General features: G+C 69.0%; 18 protein-coding genes. 11 read left to right on the plus strand and 7 right to left on the minus strand.

All coding sequences use genetic code 11. The features are described 5' to 3' along the window. Positions 1-71: 71 nt before the first annotated feature. Positions 72-431: a VOC family protein gene (locus ACFV6E_RS10345; protein ID WP_385161126.1), complete on the minus strand. Its 360-nt coding sequence runs from the start codon at positions 429-431 to the stop codon at positions 72-74. A 70-nt stretch (positions 432-501) separates the two neighbouring features. After that, positions 502-1,578: a MerR family transcriptional regulator gene (locus ACFV6E_RS10350; protein ID WP_385161124.1), complete on the minus strand. Its 1,077-nt coding sequence runs from the start codon at positions 1,576-1,578 to the stop codon at positions 502-504. Between the two features lie 212 nt (positions 1,579-1,790). On the opposite strand from ACFV6E_RS10350, the gene ACFV6E_RS10355 reads away from it, so the two are divergent. The 3 genes from ACFV6E_RS10355 (at position 1,791) to ACFV6E_RS10365 (ending at position 3,529) form a co-directional block, all read left to right on the plus strand. After that, positions 1,791-2,345, plus strand: coding sequence for a helix-turn-helix domain-containing protein (locus ACFV6E_RS10355; protein ID WP_385460440.1), 555 nt, complete (start codon positions 1,791-1,793; stop codon positions 2,343-2,345). A gap of 73 nt (positions 2,346-2,418) precedes the next feature. Beyond that, positions 2,419-3,015, plus strand: a complete 597-nt coding sequence (locus tag ACFV6E_RS10360) for a hypothetical protein (RefSeq protein ID WP_385161120.1) — start codon at positions 2,419-2,421, stop codon at positions 3,013-3,015. A 169-nt stretch (positions 3,016-3,184) separates the two neighbouring features. Then, entirely contained in the window at positions 3,185-3,529 is a 345-nt protein-coding gene (locus ACFV6E_RS10365) for a DUF2516 family protein (RefSeq protein ID WP_385161118.1), read from the plus strand. 163 nt (positions 3,530-3,692) lie between these two features. Here ACFV6E_RS10365 and ACFV6E_RS10370 read toward each other — a convergent pair whose 3' ends face one another. The 3 genes from ACFV6E_RS10370 to ACFV6E_RS10380 all read right to left on the minus strand — a co-directional run bounded on the left by ACFV6E_RS10370 (position 3,693) and on the right by ACFV6E_RS10380 (position 7,810). Then, positions 3,693-5,219, minus strand: a complete 1,527-nt coding sequence (locus ACFV6E_RS10370) for a SpoIIE family protein phosphatase (RefSeq protein ID WP_385460443.1) — start codon at positions 5,217-5,219, stop codon at positions 3,693-3,695. A 294-nt stretch (positions 5,220-5,513) separates the two neighbouring features. Next, positions 5,514-6,629 (minus strand): NlpC/P60 family protein, encoded by a 1,116-nt coding sequence (locus tag ACFV6E_RS10375; RefSeq protein WP_385460445.1) that lies wholly within the window; start codon positions 6,627-6,629, stop codon positions 5,514-5,516. Between the two features lie 389 nt (positions 6,630-7,018). Then, positions 7,019-7,810 carry a class I SAM-dependent methyltransferase gene (locus tag ACFV6E_RS10380; RefSeq protein ID WP_385161171.1) on the minus strand — a complete coding sequence of 264 codons (792 nt, stop codon included), beginning with the start codon at positions 7,808-7,810 and terminating at the stop codon, positions 7,019-7,021. A gap of 365 nt (positions 7,811-8,175) precedes the next feature. On the opposite strand from ACFV6E_RS10380, the gene mshA reads away from it, so the two are divergent. Then, a complete protein-coding gene (mshA, locus tag ACFV6E_RS10385; protein WP_385161114.1) occupies positions 8,176-9,513 on the plus strand; it encodes a D-inositol-3-phosphate glycosyltransferase in 1,338 nt (445 codons plus the stop codon). Between the two features lie 87 nt (positions 9,514-9,600). Beyond that, positions 9,601-10,101: a YbjN domain-containing protein gene (locus tag ACFV6E_RS10390; RefSeq protein ID WP_385460448.1), complete on the plus strand. Its 501-nt coding sequence runs from the start codon at positions 9,601-9,603 to the stop codon at positions 10,099-10,101. 2 nt (positions 10,102-10,103) lie between these two features. On the opposite strand, the gene ACFV6E_RS10395 is transcribed toward ACFV6E_RS10390, so the two are convergent. Next, entirely contained in the window at positions 10,104-11,036 is a 933-nt protein-coding gene (locus ACFV6E_RS10395; protein WP_385460450.1) for an AraC family transcriptional regulator, read from the minus strand. A 49-nt stretch (positions 11,037-11,085) separates the two neighbouring features. Between ACFV6E_RS10395 and ACFV6E_RS10400 the strand changes: the two genes are divergently transcribed. Then, positions 11,086-11,574: a DUF2000 family protein gene (locus ACFV6E_RS10400; RefSeq protein ID WP_385460453.1), complete on the plus strand. Its 489-nt coding sequence runs from the start codon at positions 11,086-11,088 to the stop codon at positions 11,572-11,574. Positions 11,575-11,623: 49 nt separating this feature from the next. On the opposite strand, the gene ACFV6E_RS10405 is transcribed toward ACFV6E_RS10400, so the two are convergent. Continuing rightward, positions 11,624-12,955, minus strand: a complete 1,332-nt coding sequence (locus ACFV6E_RS10405) for an MDR family MFS transporter (protein WP_385460455.1) — start codon at positions 12,953-12,955, stop codon at positions 11,624-11,626. A 195-nt stretch (positions 12,956-13,150) separates the two neighbouring features. On the opposite strand from ACFV6E_RS10405, the gene ACFV6E_RS10410 reads away from it, so the two are divergent. The 5 genes from ACFV6E_RS10410 to ACFV6E_RS10430 all read left to right on the plus strand — a co-directional run bounded on the left by ACFV6E_RS10410 (position 13,151) and on the right by ACFV6E_RS10430 (position 17,837). Next, complete coding sequence (locus tag ACFV6E_RS10410; RefSeq protein WP_385460457.1) at positions 13,151-13,912, plus strand: phosphoglyceromutase; 762 nt, start codon at positions 13,151-13,153, stop codon at positions 13,910-13,912. A 336-nt stretch (positions 13,913-14,248) separates the two neighbouring features. Next, on the plus strand, positions 14,249-14,686 hold the full coding sequence (locus ACFV6E_RS10415; RefSeq protein WP_385460460.1) for a winged helix-turn-helix domain-containing protein: 438 nt from the start codon (positions 14,249-14,251) through the stop codon (positions 14,684-14,686). Beyond that, positions 14,683-15,192: a transposase gene (locus tag ACFV6E_RS10420; protein WP_385460463.1), complete on the plus strand. Its 510-nt coding sequence runs from the start codon at positions 14,683-14,685 to the stop codon at positions 15,190-15,192. The genes ACFV6E_RS10415 and ACFV6E_RS10420 overlap by 4 nt, the downstream gene beginning before the upstream one ends. Before the next feature lie 419 nt (positions 15,193-15,611). Next, a complete protein-coding gene (locus tag ACFV6E_RS10425) occupies positions 15,612-16,967 on the plus strand; it encodes an AAA family ATPase (protein ID WP_385460466.1) in 1,356 nt (451 codons plus the stop codon). Positions 16,968-16,988: 21 nt separating this feature from the next. Continuing rightward, positions 16,989-17,837 carry a hypothetical protein gene (locus ACFV6E_RS10430; RefSeq protein ID WP_385460468.1) on the plus strand — a complete coding sequence of 283 codons (849 nt, stop codon included), beginning with the start codon at positions 16,989-16,991 and terminating at the stop codon, positions 17,835-17,837. Positions 17,838-18,893: the final 1,056 nt, after the last annotated feature.

An 18,893-nucleotide genomic window follows, 5' to 3' on the forward strand; every position in this document is an offset into this window, starting at 1 on the left:
GCGTCGCCTGACTCAAGCAGATGAGTGGCTGTTTGTCCGTCGCTTTGCTGTGCGGGTGCGGGCGGACTCGCCTACCGGTCCTGGAGCAGTCCGAGGACGTTGCCGTCGAGGTCGGTGACGGTGGCCACCAGACGGCCGCCGCCGACGTCGTGCGCCGCCTCCCGCACGGTGGCGCCCACGGCGGTCACCTCGGCGAGCTTCGCCTCGATGTCCGGCACGTGCCAGTAGGCCAGCGGCGCGGCGGGGGCCTGCGGCGAACCGGCCGGTACGAGCCCGATCTGCTGGCCCGCGGTCTCGAAACCGACGTAGTAGTCGCTGTCGGTGGTCGGTGCCACGCCGAGCAGGGCGGCGTACACCTCCTTGGCCTTCGCCAGATCGGCGACGGGGTGCAGCACGGTCTTGATTCCCTGGGTGTTTCCCTGACTGGTCATGCCGTTCACGCTAGCCAGGGGCCGCCCGGCGGCACTTCTCGATTCCTGACCGCTTCGGCGCGCGCTTCGGCTACGGCAGGTCCACGACGTCGGCGACCACGCAGCTGACGTTGTCGGGGCCGCCGGAGCGGTTGGCGAGGGCGACGAGTTCGCGGACGGCCCGCTCGGGCCCGGCGGTCCCGGCGAGCACCCGGCGGATCTCGTCGGCCGGTACGACGGTCGGGAGGCCGTCGGAGCAGAGCAGGTAGCGGTCTCCCCGCCGGGCGTCGTGCAGGCGCATGTCGGGCGTGGAATCGGCCCCTCGGGCCAGCGCACGGACCAGCAGGGACCGCTGTGGGTGGGAGGCGGCCTCTTCCGGCGTGAGCCGTCCTTCGTCGACCATCGACTGCACCATGGTGTGGTCGTGGGTGATCTGGAACAGCTCCCCCTCCCTCAGGAGATGGACGCGCGAGTCGCCGATGTGGACGAGGGCCAGCTGCGATCCGGTCCAGTACATCGCGGTGAGCGTGGTCCCGGCGTCGTCGGCACAGGCGCCGGCTCCGGAGGCGTCGTGCACGGCCCGCCTGGCCGCGTCGACCGCGTCTTCGAGGACGTTGAGCAGATCGCCCGCCGGGATGCCGTCCGTCTCGAGGCGCTTGAGCGCGTCGACGGCGGCGGCGCTCGCGGGGGCGCCGGCGCCGCCGTAGCCGTCGGCGACGGCGAGCAGGCGGGACCCGGCGTAGGCGGTGTCCTGGTTGCTCTCGCGGACGAGGCCGGTGTCGGAGAGGGCCGCGTAACGGATGCCCAGGGGAGTGGCGGTCGGAGACATGGCGGGGTCCTTCCAGGAAAGATGGCCGATGAGGAAGGCGGCCAGGTCCCGCCGTGCGGCGGTGTCGGCTTCGACCCGGGCCCAGAACGCGCGGATCTCCTCGGCCGCCGGACCCGCCTCCAGTGCGCAGACCCGCTGGATACGGGCGAGCGGCATCCCGAGCCGCCGGAGCCAGGCGACCAGCCGGGCCCGCTCCAGCTGTTCCGGCGCGTAGCGGCGGTAGCCGGTCACCGGGTCGACGCGGGCGGGAGTCAGCAGGCCGAGCTCGTCGTAGAGCCGCAGCGCCTTCGGCGACAGCCGGGACGCCTTCGCGAACGCCCCGATGGTCAGCAGCTCCATGCCCGTCCCTCCTCGTGCCGGGCCCATCGCCCGGCCTCACCGATGCTGCGGGCTGCCCCTAGGTGAAGGTCAACGGCCCGCTCCGTTCCGACTGGCCGCTCCGGTCCGGCCGACCGCTGCATCCCGGCCGCCCGCTCTGTTCCGCAGTGGCGTGGCGCACTTTTGCAAGCAGCCGCTTGCAAAAGTTAGCGAGTCTGCGGCATGGTGAAGGCATGGCATCGCTCAACGTCGGCAATCTCGGTGAGTACCTGCGCGAGCAGCGGCGCAGCGCGCAGCTCTCGCTCAGGCAGCTCGCTGATGCCGCCGGGGTGTCCAATCCGTATCTGAGCCAGATCGAGCGCGGGCTGCGCAAGCCGAGCGCGGAGGTGTTGCAGCAGGTCGCCAAGGCCCTGCGCATCTCCGCCGAGACGCTGTACGTGCGAGCGGGGATCCTCGACGCCGAGCGGGACCGGGACGAGGTGGAGACGCGCGCCGTCATCCTCGCCGACCCGACGCTCAACGAGCGGCAGAAGCAGGTGCTGCTCCAGATCTACGAGTCCTTCCGCAAGGAGAACGGGTTCGAGATCGTGACGGCCGCCGAGGACGTCCGGAAGGACGCCCGGGAGACCGGCGTGCGGCCGGCCCCGGGCGCCGGGCCCGTCCCGGACCTGCCCGACGCACCCGGCTCGCAGGACATACCGGACCCGCAGGACGCCGTCCGCCGTGGCCCCCGTACGGCCGAAGGCGACGGCGGCAGCGACGCCGGCCCGCAGGAGTCGGCCAGTTAGCACGGCAGGCCGGCCCGCTCGCAGCGGACCGCCCAAACCCTCAGTCGAAAGCCAATCCGGGAGGACCATCCTCATGGCCATCACCGACGACATCCGCAAGGCTGCTACCGACCCGACCCCGCTGTACTTCCTGGCCGGCACCGCCGACCTGGCCGTCCAGCAGGCCAGGAAGGTCCCCGGTCTCGTGGAGCAGATCCGCACCGAGGCGCCCGCGCGCATCGATTCCGTGCGGCACATCGACCCGAACGCCGTCCAGGAGAAGGCCACCGCCCGCGCCAAGGAGGCGCAGGAGAACCTTCAGGCCAGGATGAACGAATTCCTCGGCAGCCTGGACACCGACCTCAAGAAGATCGGCGAGTCCGCCCAGGACCTCGCCCTGCGCGGTGTCGGCGTCGCCGCCGAGTACGCCGTGAAGGCCCGCGAGACCTACGAGAAGGTCGCCGAGCACGGCGAGCAGGCCGTGAGGACCTGGCGCGGCGAGGCGGCCGAGGAGATCGAGGAACTGGCCGTGGCCGTCGAGCCGAAGGCCGGGCCGGGCGAGGGCGAGGTCACGGTGGCGGAGAAGCCCGCTACGGCCACCGCCGCCACCGCGGCCGCCAAGAAGCCCGCGGCGAAGAAGGCCCCGGCCAAGAAGCCCGCCGCGAAGAAGACCGCGCCGTCCGCGAAGTGAGACGGTACCGCCGGGCCGAGGTACGGCGGATTCCGCCGGGCCGACGTGAGGCGGATCTCGCCGGGCTGACGTCCGGGGCGCGTCCGGGCCGGGCACCCTTGGGGTGTCCGGCCCGATTCACGGGTACGGTTGCCGCACAGATATCGGAAGGGAACGGGCGGTGGGCTCCATGCTGATGTTGGGCTTCGCAGGGTTCTTGGGACTGCTGAAGATCGTCCTGATGGCCCTCGCCGCCTTCGGGCTGTTCGACGCGGCCTTCCGCCGGGAGGACGCCTTCCGCGCGGCGGACAAGCAGACCAAGCCCTTCTGGCTGATCATCCTGGGCCTCGCCCTGGTGGTGAGCTACTTCTTCTCGATCCTGTCGTTCCTGCCGATCATCGGCGTCATCGCAAGCATCGTCTACATCGTGGACGTCAGGCCCGCGGTGCGGCAGGTCTCCGGAGGCGGTGGCGGCCGTGGTCGCCGCGGCTCCAGCAGCGACGGCCCGTACGGCCCCTACAACGGCGGCCGCTGACCGACCGGGACCGGCTTCGACCGAGGCCGTGCGCCGGTTCCTGGCCGGCCGGGATCGTCCGGCCGGGACGTCGGCTCAGGCGTTCAGACGCTCAAGCGCTCAAACGTGAAAACGCTCAAACGTGAAAACGCTCAAGCGCTCAAGCGCTCGGGCGCTCGGGCGTTCAGGAATCGCGGTCCAGCAGCAGTACCGCCACGTCGTCCGTCAGCTCACCGCCGTTGAGGTTCCTGACCTCGCGCACGGTCGCGCCGATCAGCTCCTCGCCCCGCAGCCCCTCGCCGAGGTGGCGGCGTACGAGGTCGACCATGCCCTCCTGGCCGAGCCGCTCCCCGGTGTCGCCGACCCGGCCCTCGATCAGGCCGTCGGTGTAGAGCATCAGGCTCCAGGCGGGGCCCAGCTCCACCTGCGTCCGCGGCCAGCGGGCCTGAGGCAGCAGACCGAGCGCCGGACCGCCGTTCTCGTACGGCAGCAGCTCCGCCGGATGGCCGGGTCGGGCGATCAGCGGGGACGGGTGGCCCGCCAGACACAGTCCGGCCCGGCGGCCGTCCGGGGCGATGTCCACCGTGCAGAGCGTCGCGAAGATCTCGTCGTTGTCGCGTTCGTGCTCCAGGACCTGCTGGAGGGTCGAGAGCAGTTCGTCGCCGCACAGGCCCGCGAGCGTCAGCGCCCGCCAGGCGATGCGCAGTTCCACGCCGAGCGCCGCCTCGTCCGGGCCGTGCCCGCAGACGTCGCCGATCATGGCGTGCACGGTGCCGTCGGGCGTGCGCACGGTGTCGTAGAAGTCGCCGCCGAGCAGGGCGCGGGAGCGGCCCGGACGGTAGCGGGCGGCGAAGCGCAGCGAGGAACCCTCCAGGAGCGGCGTGGGCAGCAGCCCGCGCTCCAGACGGGCGTTCTCCTGGGCGCGCAGCCGGGACTCGGTCAGCCGGCGCTCGGCCGTCTCGGAGCGCTTGCGCTCCACGGCGTACCGGATCGCCCGGCTCAGCAGCCGGCTGTCCAGCTCCTCGCGGAGCAGATAGTCCTGGGCGCCCACGCGCACCGCCTCGGCGCCGCCCTCGGTGTCGTCGGAACCGGTGAGCGCGAGCACGGCGTGCCGGGGCGCGAGCCGCAGCACGTGCTTGAGCGTGGCCAGCTCGTCGCTGGAGTCGTCGGACCGGCCCGGGGCCGGCAGCGTCAGGTCGAGCAGGATGCAGTGCACGTCGTCGGTGAGCAGCCGCTCGGCCTCGGTGAGGTTGCGCGCGGTGCGGATGCGGATCGGCTTGCCCGTCGAGTCCAGCATCTCGGGCACGCTGAGCGCGGACGCCGGGTCGTCCTCGATCACCAGCAGGGTGAGGCTGGTGGCGGCCTCGGCGGGCGCCGTGGTGCCGCGCACCGGTCCGCCGGGTCCGGTCGGTCCAGCAGCCGTCCTGCCGGGTCCGGTCGGTCCAGCAACCGTCGTGCTCGGCCTGCTCGGTGCGTTCGACCTGCTCGGTCCGCTCGGTCCGCTCGGTTCGTTCGCGACGCTCGCGGACGGGGTGCCGGACGGGAGGTCGGACCTGCTGCCGGACGGTGCGCCGGATCGGCTGCCGGACGGTGTGTCGGACAGCGGGCCGGGCTGGGGACCGGACAGACTGCCGTCCGGTGCGGACATGGCTCGACCCTGATCGTTTTCCACGGCCGGGACCGGTCTCTGCCGCGGTACGGGTACGGGCATCGTTGTAGGTTTCCTTCCCTCCCCCCGAGGGCTCTGCCGGGGCGTGGGTCCTCGACCCGGGGACCATAGCGGTAGCCGGCGCCGCAACGGAATGGCCCGCGGTAAACGGCCACCGTCATATGCCGCGTCACCCACCGCATTTGGACACCGTAGAACCTGGCCGGATGACGAAGGTCACGTCCGCGCGGCCGGCGGACCCGGGCGGACGTGATGCGCCCCACGTGCGGCAGATCACGCCACGCACGCTGCCACCCGTACCGGAACAAGCTCCCGTGTTCCGGGAGGCCCCGTACGTCACTTGTCGGGCCGTACGACCCCCAGGATCGGCATCGAGCCCGCGCCCGCGATCGTCACCGTGCGTCCCGGGCGCGGGGCGTGCACGATCGCGCCGTTTCCTATGTACATCCCGACGTGGGTGGCGTCGTCGAAGTAGATGATGAGGTCGCCGGGGCGCATGTCCTCGACGGCGACGTGCGGGAGCTGCTTCCACTGCTCCTGCGAGGTGCGCGGGATGGTCCGCCCGGCGGACGCCCACGCCTGCGACGTCAGCCCCGAGCAGTCGTACGTCTTCGGGCCCTCGGCGCCCCACTCGTACGGCTTGCCGATCTGCGCCGTCGCGTACTCCACGGCCTTCCTGCCCTGCGCGGAGGCCCTGCCGTTGATCTCCTTGAGGATGCCGGAACTCAGCCACGCCGTCTGCGCCTTGTAGGCCGCGTCCTCCTCCAGCTTGGCCAGCCGCTTCTTCTCGTCCTTCTCGAGCTGCGACTCCAGCTTCTCGGCGGCGGCGATCCGCTCCTTGATCTTCTTCTTGGCGGCGGCCTTCTTCTTGCGGTTGTCCTCCAGGTGCTGCCACTGCGCAGAGGCGTCCTTGGTGTACTGCGCCAAGTCCTTCTGGGTGCGCGCCATCTCGGCGAGCAGACCGCTGGCCGCGTGCTCGCCCTGGCGCACCCGTCCCGCGCCCTCCAGGTACTCCTGCGGGTTGTCGCTCAGCCAGAGGCGCGCCTCCGGGGGCAGACCGCCGCCGCGGTACTGGGCGCGGGCCGCCGCGCCCGCGCGGTCCTCCAGCGCCTCCAGCCTGGCCTGGCCCTTGACGATCTCCCGGGCCAGCTCGACGACCTGGGCGGACTGCTTCTCGGTCTTCTCCTCGGCCGCGTTGTACGCCTCTGTGGCGGTGGCGGCCTCGCGGTAGAGCTTGTCCAGTTTCAGGCGCACGGCCTCGAGGTCCGTACCGTCACCGGACGCGGCGCCGGACGACCCGGCGGACGCCGAGGGGGTGGGTGTGGGGGTCGGCGTCGGGGACGGTGCCGGCTTCGCCGGACTCGCGTACGCCATGCCCGGTGCGCTCAACACGGTGACCGCGCAGACCAGGGCCACGGCCGCCGTGGTCAGGCTCCGCTTGCCGGATCCCATCATTCGCCCCCAAACCCGATGCACAGAACCAGATGCACAGACCAGATGCACAGACCAGATGCACAGACCAGATGCACAGACCAGATGCACAGACCAGATGATCAGAGCCGGATGAACAGACCGGCTCAGACCTGACTTACCGTCAGTAACTTACGGACGTCTGGGGGATCGTGCCATGTCGACGCGCAATGCGACAGAGGCGGTCAACGACTCCCTTCCCCCTTCCCCGCTCCCAGGTCCGCCAAGGCGAGCCGCCCGCCTGTGTGACGAACGACTCATCGAGAACGTTCCCTGCTGCCCCGTTCGGGCCGACGCGAGGTCCGGCCGGGTGCCAGGTGCCGACCGGTGTCCCGACTGGTGTCCCGACTGGTGTCCCGCCCGGACCGGTGTCAGGTCCCGGGCGCCAACGCCTCCCAGCGCACGGTCACTTCGCCCTGCCGCCAGCGGGCCGGCCCGTCCGTCACCGGCCAGTCGGCGGTCAGCGAGCGGACCGTCCGTATCCAGCGCTGCCGCGCGCCGTACGACGCGTACGGCGCGGCGGCCGCCCAGGCGCGGTCGAAGTCGCGCAGGAACGCGTGCACCGGTTCCCCCGGGACGTTGCGGTGGATGAGCGCCTTCGGGAGCCGCTCGGCGAGGTCCGACGGGCGGTCCAGGGAGCTGAGGCGGGTGGCGAACGTGACCGTGCGCGGACCCTCGGGGCCGAGCGCGACCCACACGTGCCGTCTGCCGATCTCGTCGCAGGTGCCCTCCACCAGCAGGCCGCCCCCGGAACCCGTCGCCGGATCGGCGGGCGCCAGCCGCGCGCGCATCAGCTCCCACGCCGCGGCCACCCGGTCCTCGTCGTACTGGCGCAGCACGTTCGCGGCGCGGATCAGCGACAGCGGCTCCGCGACCGGTATCTCGAAGCCGCCGCGCCGGAAGACCAAGCCGTCCCGCTCGTAGGGCTTCGCCGCCGCCACCCGGCTCTGCTCGATCTCCACGCCCACCACGCGGGTGCGCGGCGCGGCGGCACGCAGCCGGGCCAGCAGCTCGACCGCGGTCCAGGGCGCGGCCCCGTACCCGAGGTCGACCGCCACCGGGTCGGCGGCGCGGCGCAGCTCCCGGCCGTGCACCGCGGCGATCCAGCGGTCCATGCGGCGCAGGCGGTTGGGGTTCGTCGTCCCCCGCGTCACCGTGCCCACGACGGCACTCCCGCCGCCCGGGCGGAGCCGGGCGAGGGGGAGGGACGCGGCGCGACTTGTCATGCGTACGAGGGTATGCGGGCGGAGCCGCCCCCGTCCGGCCTGTGGATACAGCCTGTGGACAACCCGCCGCGCCGCGCGTATCCGGCCTGTGGGCAGCCCCCGCCCCATGCGCATCCGGCTTCTCACGGGGTACCCGGACTGCCGGAGGCGCCGGGCGTACGCACCCAGCCATCGAACGGTTGAGCGATCATCGGCAATGATTCGGCAAAGAGGAAATGGAGCAGGCCACTCCGGCGTTCGTTGTCTTGGAAGGGCCTGTGCGCCCTCCGGACGGCCTGCCCGCAGCAAGGAGGAAACGCCACATGAGCCAGTACGTCAGCAGGCTCGGGCGTCGCTCCCCGGCGGCTCCCTCACGGCTCCGGCTGCACCGCAGGCCCCGCCGCGTCGCGATGCTCTCGGTGCACACCTCGCCGCTGCACCAGCCGGGAACCGGCGACGCCGGCGGCATGAACGTCTACATCGTCGAGCTGGCCCAGCGACTCGCCGCGATCAACATCGAGGTGGAGATCTTCACGCGCGCGACGACCGGCGCCCTCCCGCCCAGCGTGGAACTGGCTCCCGGCGTCCTCGTACGGCACGTCGACGCGGGCCCCTACGAGGGCCTGGCCAAGGAGGAGCTGCCCGCCCAGCTGTGCGCCTTCACGCACGGCGTCATGCAGGCATGGGCAGGACACCGTCCCGGCTACTACGACCTCGTGCACTCGCACTACTGGCTCTCCGGGCACGTCGGCTGGCTCGCCGCCGAACGCTGGGGCGCCCCCCTGGTGCACGCGATGCACACGATGGCCAAGGTCAAGAACGCCGCCCTGGCCGAGGGCGACACCCCGGAACCGGCGGCCCGCGTCATCGGCGAGACGCAGATCGTACGGGCCGCGTCGCGGCTGATCGCCAACACCACCGAAGAGGCCGACGAACTCGCCCGCCACTACGAGGCCGAACGCGGCAAGATCGCCGTCGTCCACCCCGGGGTCAACCTCGACCGCTTCCGCCCGGCCGACGGCCGCGCCGCCGCCCGCGACCGCCTCGGACTCCCGCAGGACGCCCTGGTCCCGCTCTTCGCGGGCCGCATACAGCCCCTCAAGGCACCGGACGTCCTGCTGCGCGCGGTGGCCGTGCTCCTGGACGAACGCCCCGAACTCCGCTCGAACATCGTGGTCCCCGTGGTGGGCGGCCCCAGCGGCAGCGGCCTGGCGAAGCCCGAGGGGTTGCAGAAACTCGCGGCCCGGCTGGGCATCGCCGACGTCGTACGCTTTCGGCCACCCGTCGACCAGGACCAGCTCGCCGACTGGTTCCGGGCCGCGTCCGTGCTGGTCATGCCGTCGTACAGCGAGTCCTTCGGCCTGGTCGCCATCGAGGCGCAGGCGACCGGTACGCCGGTGCTGGCGGCCTCGGTCGGCGGGCTGCCGGTGGCCGTGCGCGACGGGCGGACCGGCTTCCTGGTGGACGGGCACGAACCGGCCGCCTACGCGCGCGTGCTGCGCGATTTCGCGGACGACGCCGGGCTGTCCACCCGGATGGGCGCCGCCGCGGCCCTGCACGCGCGCGACTTCGGCTGGGACACGGCCGCCGCCGCCACCGCGGACGTGTACACGGCGGCGATGCAGGCCCACCGCCGCCGGGTCCGCGCCCACCACGCGTGAGCAGGCACCGTGAGCAGGCACCGGGCAGGAGGGTCGGGCCGGCCCCTTGGCCGCGGCTGCACGGGCGCGCTGACGTACCCTCCCCCCATGGCTGAGACGACGGTGGCAGCGGAGATCATCGAGCGGGTCCTCACCGAGGCCGAACTGGAGTGGGAGGCCCCGCAGGCGGGCTCGTACGTCGTGAAGCTGCCCGGGACGCGCAAGCTGTCGACGACCGTCTCGCTGATCGTCGGCAAGCACTCGCTCTCGCTGAACGCCTTCGTGATCCGCCGCCCCGACGAGAACGCGGACGCTGTCCACCGCTGGCTCCTCGAACGCAATCTGAAGCTGTACGGGGTCGGATACGCGGTCGACCGGCTCGGGGACGTCTATCTCACCGGCAAGCTGCCGCTCGCCGCGGTCACGCCGGAGGAGATCGACCGCCTCCTGGGCTCGGTCCTGGAGGCCGCCGACGGCTCGTTCAACACCCTCCTGGAGCTCGGTTTCGCCTCCGCGATCCGCAAGGAGTACGCGTGGCGGGTGTCCCGGGGGGAGTCGACCCGCAACCTGGACGCGTTCAGCCATCTGACGGGGCGCTCGTCCGACTGACGTCAGCCGCGGCTGCGACCGCCGTCGTGACGGCCACTGCCGCGGAAGCGTCCCGGCGCCACGCCCACCAGCCGCTTGAAGTGCCGGTTCAGATGCGGCTGGTCGTAGAAGCCGGTCGCCGCGGCCACCTCCCCCGGCGGCTGCCCGTCGAGCAGCAGCCGGCGGGCGCGGTCCACCCGGCGGGACATCAGGTACTGGTGCGGCGCGATACCGAAGGCACCGCTGAACGCCCGTACGAGGTGCGAGGGGTGAGCGTGCAGCAGCCGCGCCGCCTCCGCGAGGCCGACGCCTTCGACGAGCCGTGCGTCGAGCAGTTCGCGCAGTTGCTGGGCGACGGTGCGGTCCGCGCGGCGGGCCGTACGCGCGGAACCGGTACCCGCCGTCCCCGTACCCCCCGTCCTTGTACCCGCCGTCCCCGTACCCCCCGTCCTTGTGCCTGCTGTCCCCGTACTCGCGTCCGGTCGGCGTCGCAGGTGGCCGCGGAGCCGCTCGCCGACCAGGGCGAGCCTGCTCTCCGCCTCCAGTTCGTCACCGGGCCGCGCCAGCGCGGTGTGCAGTTGCCCGACCCGCCGCCGCAGCAGCGGATCGACCAGGTCGGGGGAGTCCACTGCGGGACCGATGAGGCTCGCGTCGAGCTGCGTCAGGTCCAGGTACAGCACCCGCTTGCGGAAGCCGTGCGGGGTGACGGGCGAGCCGTTGTGCGGGACGTGCGGCGGGAGCAGCGAGACGGTGTCGTGCGGGGTGCCGTGCTCGTGCCGGTCGAGGTCGTAACGTACGGCGCCGTCGTCGACGATCAGCAGCGTCCAGGCCTCGTGCACGTGCATCGGGTACGCGTAGCCGGTGTAGTGGGCGTGGAAGACCTCCACGACACCCGGGACTCGCGGACGCCATGCGGAGATCTCGCGCTGGGCACGCTGGTCACGCCGGGCCACCATGCAATAAACGTACAAGACGGCGCGCGGCCCGGGTCGGCAGTCTCGAGGCATGAGCAGCGAGACCCCGCAGAGCCCCGAGACCGACCGCGACTCTTCCGACGCCCTGGCCCTGGGGCTGTCCGAACCGATCCGCTTCGACACGAAGATCGCCGTCCTGCTGCGCGACGACCTGGAGACCTGGCAGCGGCTGAACGTGACCGCGTTCCTGGTCAGCGGCCTGGGCACGGCCGTCCCCGAGGTGGTCGGCGAGCCGTACGAGGACGCCGACGGGACGGCGTACCTGGCGATGTTCCGTCAGCCGGTGCTGATCTTCGAGGGCTCGAAGGAGACGCTCACCGCGGCGCACACCCGCGCCCTCGGCCGTTCCCTCCCGCGCTCCGTCTTCACCTCGGACCTCTTCGCCACCGGCAACGACCGGGACAACCGGGCTGCCGTAAGGGCGGTGCACGCGGCCGAGCTGGACCTGGTGGGCCTGGCGGTGTACGGACCGCGGAACGGCGTGGACAAGGTGCTGAAGGGCGCGCGCATGCATCCGTGAGCGGTGCCGGGGGCCGTACGGCCGGGGCGGGGGAGGTCCGACCGCGAGGTCAGACGGCGGTGACCTCGGGCTCTCCGGGATTGGGGACCGCCGGAAGAGCGCCCCCGCCGGTCTCCTCATGGACGTCCGCCGAGGTCCCCTTGATGACCGTGACCGGAGACTTCTCGGTGACCGTCGGCTCCTCGGCCGCCAGCCGCCGCATGAGCACCCCGTAGCCGACCGCCGCGACCGTGCCGACCACCGCGCACAGCCCCCACAGCCACTCCGCGCCGTACCGGTCGATGACGACGCCGGACACCAGCGGCGCGACGAGGGAGGCGACGGCCCAGGAGGTGGCGTACATCCCCTGGTAGCGGCCGCGGCCGTGCACCGGCGACAGCCGGACGACCAGGCTGGTCTGGGTGGGCGCGTTGACGATCTCGGCCAGCGTCCAGACGCACACGGTGAGGGCGAAGACCCCGACCGAGCCGGCGAACGCGGTGAGCCCGAACCCGTAACCGGCCAGGACGGACGAGATCACCAGGAGCCGGCGCGGGTCGCGGTGCTCGATGAAGCGGGTGATGGGGATCTGGAGTACGACGATGAGCGCGCCGTTGACCGCGATCGCCGTGCCGTAGTCGGCCGGGGTGAAACCGGCCTGTCCCATCGCCACCGGCAGCCCCACCATGCCCTGCTGGAAGACGAGGGCGATGAGGAAGGACAGGCCGACGACGCTCATGAAGCGGCCGTCGCGCAGGACGGTGCCGAGCCCGACCGCCGGTTCGGCGGCGGTCTTGGCGGTCAGCTCCGGCCTCGACTCGGGCAGCTTCACGAAGACGACGACCGCGCAGACCAGCGTCATGGCGGCCTCGATGAGGAAACCGGCGACGTAGCTGTACTCGGCGATGAAGCCGGCGGCCACGGAGGAGACGGCGAAGCCGAGGTTGATGGCCCAGTAGTTCAGGGAGAAGGCCCGTACGCGGTCCTCGGGGCGGACGATGTCGGCCATCATCGCCTGCACGGCGGGCCGGGAGGCGTTGCTCGCGACGCCGACGAGGAAGGCGACGGCGGCGATCGCGACCGGGTGGTGCACGAAACCGAGCAGCGCGACGGAGAGGCCGCTGCTCAACTGCGCGATCAGCATGGTGGGCCGCCGCCCGAGCCGGTCGGCGAGCACGCCCCCGCCGACCGACGAGATCACGCCGCCGAGCCCGTGCAGCGAGGCGACGAGACCCGCGTACGAGGCGGAGTAGCCGCGGTCGAGGGTCAGATACAGGGCCATGAACGTGGCGACGAAGGCGCCCAGGCGGTTGACGAGCGTGCTGGTCCACAGCCACCAGAACTCGCGGGGGAGACCCGAGACGGTCTCCCGGGCAGCACGTCTCAACGAGACCGACGGCATGGTTGTCCCCCTGGGTGTAAGTGTCTGTAGCGGTGAGCGCAACTTACGGTTGGACGGTCCCGGAGAGCCACTCAATTAACAGATGCCGTCAACTGGCCGACGCGGGAGGTATGGGCTACCGGCGAGCCGGGAACCGGGCGTCCGACTGCCGACCGGACGCGCGGGCGGGAAGCCGGTTCGATTACGCTCGGCACCATGGCCGACGCACCGTACAAGCTGATCCTCCTCCGCCACGGCGAGAGCGAATGGAACGCGAAGAACCTGTTCACCGGCTGGGTGGACGTCAATCTCAACGAGAAGGGCGAGAAGGAGGCGGTCCGCGGCGGTGAGCTGCTCAAGGACGCCGGCCTGCTGCCCGACGTGGTGCACACGTCGCTCCAGAAGCGCGCGATCCGTACGGCCCAGCTCGCGCTGGAGGCCGCCGACCGCCACTGGGTCCCGGTCCACCGCTCCTGGCGCCTGAACGAGCGCCACTACGGCGCCCTCCAGGGCAAGGACAAGGCGCAGACGCTCGCCGAGTTCGGCGAGGAGCAGTTCATGCTGTGGCGCCGCTCGTACGACACGCCCCCGCCGCCGCTGGACATCGACGACGAGTACTCGCAGTTCCACGACGCGCGCTACGCGACCCTCCCGCCGGAGCTGCGCCCGCGCACGGAGTGCCTGAAGGACGTCGTCCACCGCATGCTGCCGTACTGGTTCGACAGCATCGTCCCGGACCTCCTCACCGGCCGCACGGTCCTCGTCGCCGCCCACGGCAACAGCCTCCGAGCCCTGGTCAAGCACCTCGACGGCATCTCGGACGCCGACATCGCGGGCCTGAACATCCCCACGGGCATCCCGCTCTCCTACGACCTGAACCCCGAGTTCAAGCCCCTGAACCCGGGCGGCACATACCTCGACCCGGACGCTGCCGCGGCCGCGATCGAGGCGGTCAAGAACCAGGGCAAGAAGAAGTAACGCGACACCGTTAAGCCCCCGACCTGCGAGCTTCAAGCGGGTCGGGGGCTTTTTGGTGGGGCTGGGCCGTCCCTGGGCCGTCAGGTGCGACGACGCCAGCGGCGGACGCGGATGTCAAGGCGGCTCGCTCCGCTCCCCGCGTGCGGCACGGCCCCCGGCCGGGCCGGCGCTCCTGTCTCCGCCCCGCTCCAGCCCAGCGAGCGCCCGGACCGCGCTCATGGCAACTGAGGTTTTCGCTTCGGGGTGACGTGGTCGTCGTGGGTAGGTGTATCCCGGTGTCATGCGGTATCCCGATGGGGTGGCCTGACCGGGGTGCAGCGGGCCCAGCGTGAGCGGGTGCGGTTCCAGGCTGCCGAGATGTTCGCGGCGCGGCTCAGGCCGCCGCAGGCCGCGAGGGCGTTACGGGTGTCGCGGAAGTCGGCTTATGCCTGGCATGCCGACTGGCGGGAGGGCGGGATGGAGGCGTTGCGGTCCAAGGGGCCCTCGGGGGTGGCTTCGCGGATGCTGCCGTCGTGGCGGGCCTGGCTGGCGGGGGCGTTGGACGAGGGGCCGGCCGCTCATGGCTGGGTGGAGGATCAGCGGTGGACGCTGGCACGGATCTCTGTCCTGGTCGCGCGGCGGTTCCATGTCCGTTTCAGCCGTCCGCAGCTCAGCAGGATCATGCGGGAGATGGGCTTCTCCGTGCAGGTTCCGGTGCACCGGGCCGCCGAACGGGACGAGAAGCAGGTGGCCCACTGGCGGGAGGAGACCTGGGCGCGCGTGGAAAGACGGTGAGGGAGCAGCGCGCGTGGCTGGTGTTCGAGGACGAGTCGGGGCAGTCGCTGCGTCCGCCCAAGGCACGTACCTGGTCACGTATCGGCTGCTCACCGCAGGTACGGGTGTCCGGCAAGGGCTCGGGGCGGATCTCGCTGGTCGGCATGGTGTGTGCCCGGGTGGGCGAGCGGACCCGGCTGATCTACCGGATGCTGGTGCACCATTCCGGCCGCCGTGGTGAGAAGCCCGGCTTCAGGGAACGCGACTTCGCCCGGCTCCTGGACGCCGCTCACCAGCAGCTCGGCGGGAACATCGTCCTGGTCTGGGACAACTCCAGTCAGCACAAGGATGCGTTGATGCGCGACTTACTGGCCGCCCGCACCAGGTGGTTGATCGTCTTCCGGCTGCCGGCGTATGCCCCGGACCTCAACCCGGCGGAAGGCGTGTGGGCGAACCTCAAGAACGACCTGGGCAACTTGCTGCCTGCACCATCGACGCCCTCGCCGAACTGGCCCGCACCCGGCTGAAGAAGATGCAGTACCGGTCCGCACTCCTCGACGGCTTCATCGCCGAGACCAGCCACACCCTGGCCCCGCCATGACGTCACTCCGAAGCGAAAACCTCAGAAGCAGTGGCCTGATGTCAGAGAAGGGGCACGTCGTGGCTGGGGTCGGTCGGCTCTACGGCTTTAGCCACCTCCCCGCTCCGGGTCCCGCGTCGAGCTACGGCCCCCTGACCATGCTCGACCCCAGACCGGGCAGGCCACCGGCCAAACTCGCTCCGATTCGACCTACCGCACGTTCAGTCGAGAGACGCGGTGCATGTTGCACCCAACTACACAGTACGGCTCCAGCCGAAGCTCTTCCCTGATACAAATATTTCACTAGACTCTTCCTTCCGGTCGTGACCACTGCCCCCGAACACGTAGACACTTTAGGAGTCGGTTTTGAGGTATCTCACAGAGATTCGAGTAAAACGCCTTCTAGGGCGTTTTGATCACAAGATTGCGTTCCCCGGGCAAGACGAGTTCATCATCCTCCACGGTCCGAACGGCGTTGGAAAAACCAAAGTTCTGGAACTGATCCATGCACTTTCAGAACCTTTGCAAGTTCACAAAATCGCGCGAATCCCCTTCGGGTCGGCCGAGCTTGTATATTCTGATGGCTCAATGCTTGAAGTAATTAGGAACTACCAGGAGACCCTACCGCTTGGCGAACAGCTCGAAAAGAAAGTTCGACAGGTACATCTGAGCTTGCGCCTTCCGGGTGTACGGGAGCCGATTCGTTGGTACACCAAATTCGACAGTGACGACATCAATATGGCCCGAGTGCGTGAGTATCTCTCGCGATCCCTTGCTATCGATCAAGTGGGAGTCGACCTCTGGGAGGATTCAAGCGGATCCATCTTGAGCACCAGTGACCTCCTAGAAATTTACGGCGATCGACTGCCAGCAAGCGCCTTCAGGACCTCTCAGGAAAAAAGGATTCCATTGAAGCTGCGAGAATTCCTAACAGACAACGATGTTCACCTCATCGAAACGCAACGCCTTCTGGGACTACAGCCTCCTCGTAGCTCGCATCCACGCACCGGCCGCTTGGCAAGGTCGATAAAGGTAGAAGAGTTCGCTCAAGACCTGAGTCGTCGACTCGGAGAGGCACTAGCCGAGAATTCGCGTGTATCGCAGGAACTCGACCGCACGTACCCTACGCGCCTTCTAGCCGCCCAGTCAGAGTTCCCCGACGAGCAGAAAATCAGGGCTCGATACGCCGAACAGAATGAATTCCGGCGCCGACTGGCCGAGGTGTCCGTGCTGGATGAGAAATCCGGCGGTATCATTATTCCTGACGGCATGGAGCCATGGCAGAAAAACGTGCTTTGGACATATCTGCAGGATAGCGACAAGAAGCTGTCTACGTTCCGATACATCCTGGATCGCGTGAATCTTCTACAGGAGATCGTTAATGGTCGTTTCCTGCACAAACGCCTAGAAGTGGACCGCAAGCGTGGTCTAAAGGTGATCACCGATGAGGGTGCGGAACTCGGCTTGTCAATGCTGTCGTCCGGCGAGCAGCACGAGCTTGTACTCCTCTACGACCTCCTATTCAACGTTAGCCCCGGAGCGTTGGTCCTTATCGACGAACCTGAAATCTCTTTGCATGTTTCGTGGCAAAAAAGGTTCATCGAAGACCTTCGCCGTATTTCTTCCCTAGTTGAGTTCCGTTCTATCGTAGCAACGCACTCCCCGCAAATCGCTGGTAAGTGGATCGATCGAATGATTACGTTGGCTCCAGAATCAGAGTAACTGCCAGCCTAGGGGGGCGCCTTGCTCGACGAACTAACTGGCGACGATTTGTACGCCGAACTTATCATGTTGCGAACTAACGACAGTCGATATTTCATCGTGGTCGAGGGAGTAGCCGACGTAGCCGTATTCGACCGCTTCATGGATCTCGACCACTGCATTCCAATTCCTGCACATGGAAAGGGAAACGCACACATATGCCTTGAGCGGGTTATTAGAGACGACTTTTCCGGAGTGTTTGCCATTCTCGACAAGGACTGGTTCGAACTGCTACCAGGGGATTTGGAAGACAAGCGGATCATTTACACAGATCACTACGATCTAGATGCGTGTATTTTCTTTTCCGATGGCATATATGAAGGGATAGCAGGAAGTTTTTGTGCGGGTAGTGGCTTCCGCCACGGAACACCTGGCTGTACCTCGGATGATCTGCAGCGAGCTTGCATAGAAATAGCCTTTCCTCTCGGTGCCCTGCGTTATCTATCGGAACGTGACGGACTCGGCCTCAACTTGAGTAATTTCCCTCTGGGTGAGGTCATGAATTCAGATCTGTCCGTCAATCTAACTTCGCTAGTCAGCATAGCTCTTGCGCGCACTAAGGGAAATAACATATCTACGCACGGCGTTGAGGATGCCCTCCGTCAGGAGATGAAAACCGTGCGAAGTCGGATCCGGTACTGCTCCGGGCACGACCTCGCCAAAGCGTTCTCAATCCTAGTGAAACAAAGATGGAAGAGAAAAATCGGGGCTGATGTGGTTGAACGCTCCGCACGGGCGGCATTGAGTGCAGTGGAAATTAAAAAATGGATGATGTACCGCCACGCCAAAAAGTGGATTATGGGGACTCCACGGAAAGTCTGGCGAGTCTAGTCTCGAGGGACCGGACAGGGACGTTGTTTATTGCGGACGCACCACAGCCGCACCAGGTCGGGCTGGGTATCGCGGTGAAAGCGTTCCTGCCCGAGGAGACCAACTGAGCGGTTCGCCCAGGTCAGCGTCCGGCTGCCCCAAGTGCTCGCAGCTTTTCAGCTGAGGGCTCAAGAGCCGTCATAACATGCCGGCTGTCGTAGCTTGCTCTGGTCGACGGAACTGGCAGCGTGGCTTGGGCCGGCACGGGTTCAGCGAGGCACACGCGCGCCCGCGCGGTCGGCTGATCCGCCGTCGTGGCTGACTGTCGTTGGCTGAGGTTTGGGCGGGGTGCAGTGAGGGTGCCGACCGTCAGCCAGATGCGGCAGGGCTGGGCCGTCCGAGGCCGCTCGACAGTAGCCAATGACGACCAACGACGACCACCAGGCGCACCGGTCCGCCGCCTCTGACCAGTGAGTACCCAGCGCACCAAGATCCCCGACAAGACCCAGGGCAAGAAGAAGTAACGCGACGCTTTGCCGAGGCCCCTGCCCCGCGAGTTGTTCGCGGGGCAGGGGCCTCTTCGGTCTGCTCCGAGCGGGAGGGCGACGGCCATGGGCACGCCGGGTCTTGTGGTGGTGTGCCGGTCGGCATGTCCGGTGGGTCGGGCCGACCGGGCGGGTGAGCCGTTGATGCCCTGTCCCGTTCCGGAGCTGTTCCGCTGACGTCCGACGTCGGCTTCACCACCGTCCTTTCACGACGGAACGGAGCCAGTCGGCCAGCGTCGAGAAGTCGGCGTCCACAAGGCCTGCGGTCGGGTCGACGTGGTGAAGCAGTGACGGCCTGGGGCGGCCGGCGTCGACCCACAGGCAGTCCACGGCTGGCCCGACCCCGACAAGGGGGAGCGGTGCTCTCGTCAAAACGGGGCGATGGCCGTGCGAGGACGTCGGCCGGCGTAGCCCTTCTCCATGGTGATCAGGCCCGCGTCTCCGGTACCCGCGAACCGGCAGAGTGATCGGCTGTGCCGCCGCACACCGACGTGTGCTGAGCCGACAGGATTCGGTGGTCTGCGTATCTGCG

Source organism: Streptomyces sp. NPDC059785 (genome assembly GCF_042732375.1).
GTDB lineage: Bacteria > Actinomycetota > Actinomycetes > Streptomycetales > Streptomycetaceae > Streptomyces.

Excerpts from the sequence above, each read along its gene's own strand:
- ACFV6E_RS10345 (WP_385161126.1), bottom strand. The coding sequence starts at position 431 with ATGACCAGTCAGGGAAACACCCAGGGAATCAAGACCGTGCTGCACCCC.
- ACFV6E_RS10350 (WP_385161124.1), bottom strand. The coding sequence starts at position 1,578 with ATGGAGCTGCTGACCATCGGGGCGTTCGCGAAGGCGTCCCGGCTGTCG.
- ACFV6E_RS10355 (WP_385460440.1), top strand. The coding sequence starts at position 1,791 with ATGGCATCGCTCAACGTCGGCAATCTCGGTGAGTACCTGCGCGAGCAG.
- ACFV6E_RS10360 (WP_385161120.1), top strand. The coding sequence starts at position 2,419 with ATGGCCATCACCGACGACATCCGCAAGGCTGCTACCGACCCGACCCCG.
- ACFV6E_RS10365 (WP_385161118.1), top strand. The coding sequence starts at position 3,185 with ATGCTGATGTTGGGCTTCGCAGGGTTCTTGGGACTGCTGAAGATCGTC.
- ACFV6E_RS10370 (WP_385460443.1), bottom strand. The coding sequence starts at position 5,219 with ATGCCCGTACCCGTACCGCGGCAGAGACCGGTCCCGGCCGTGGAAAAC.
- ACFV6E_RS10375 (WP_385460445.1), bottom strand. The coding sequence starts at position 6,629 with ATGGGATCCGGCAAGCGGAGCCTGACCACGGCGGCCGTGGCCCTGGTC.
- mshA (WP_385161114.1), top strand. The coding sequence starts at position 8,176 with ATGAGCCAGTACGTCAGCAGGCTCGGGCGTCGCTCCCCGGCGGCTCCC.
- ACFV6E_RS10390 (WP_385460448.1), top strand. The coding sequence starts at position 9,601 with ATGGCTGAGACGACGGTGGCAGCGGAGATCATCGAGCGGGTCCTCACC.
- ACFV6E_RS10395 (WP_385460450.1), bottom strand. The coding sequence starts at position 11,036 with ATGGTGGCCCGGCGTGACCAGCGTGCCCAGCGCGAGATCTCCGCATGG.
- ACFV6E_RS10400 (WP_385460453.1), top strand. The coding sequence starts at position 11,086 with ATGAGCAGCGAGACCCCGCAGAGCCCCGAGACCGACCGCGACTCTTCC.
- ACFV6E_RS10405 (WP_385460455.1), bottom strand. The coding sequence starts at position 12,955 with ATGCCGTCGGTCTCGTTGAGACGTGCTGCCCGGGAGACCGTCTCGGGT.
- ACFV6E_RS10410 (WP_385460457.1), top strand. The coding sequence starts at position 13,151 with ATGGCCGACGCACCGTACAAGCTGATCCTCCTCCGCCACGGCGAGAGC.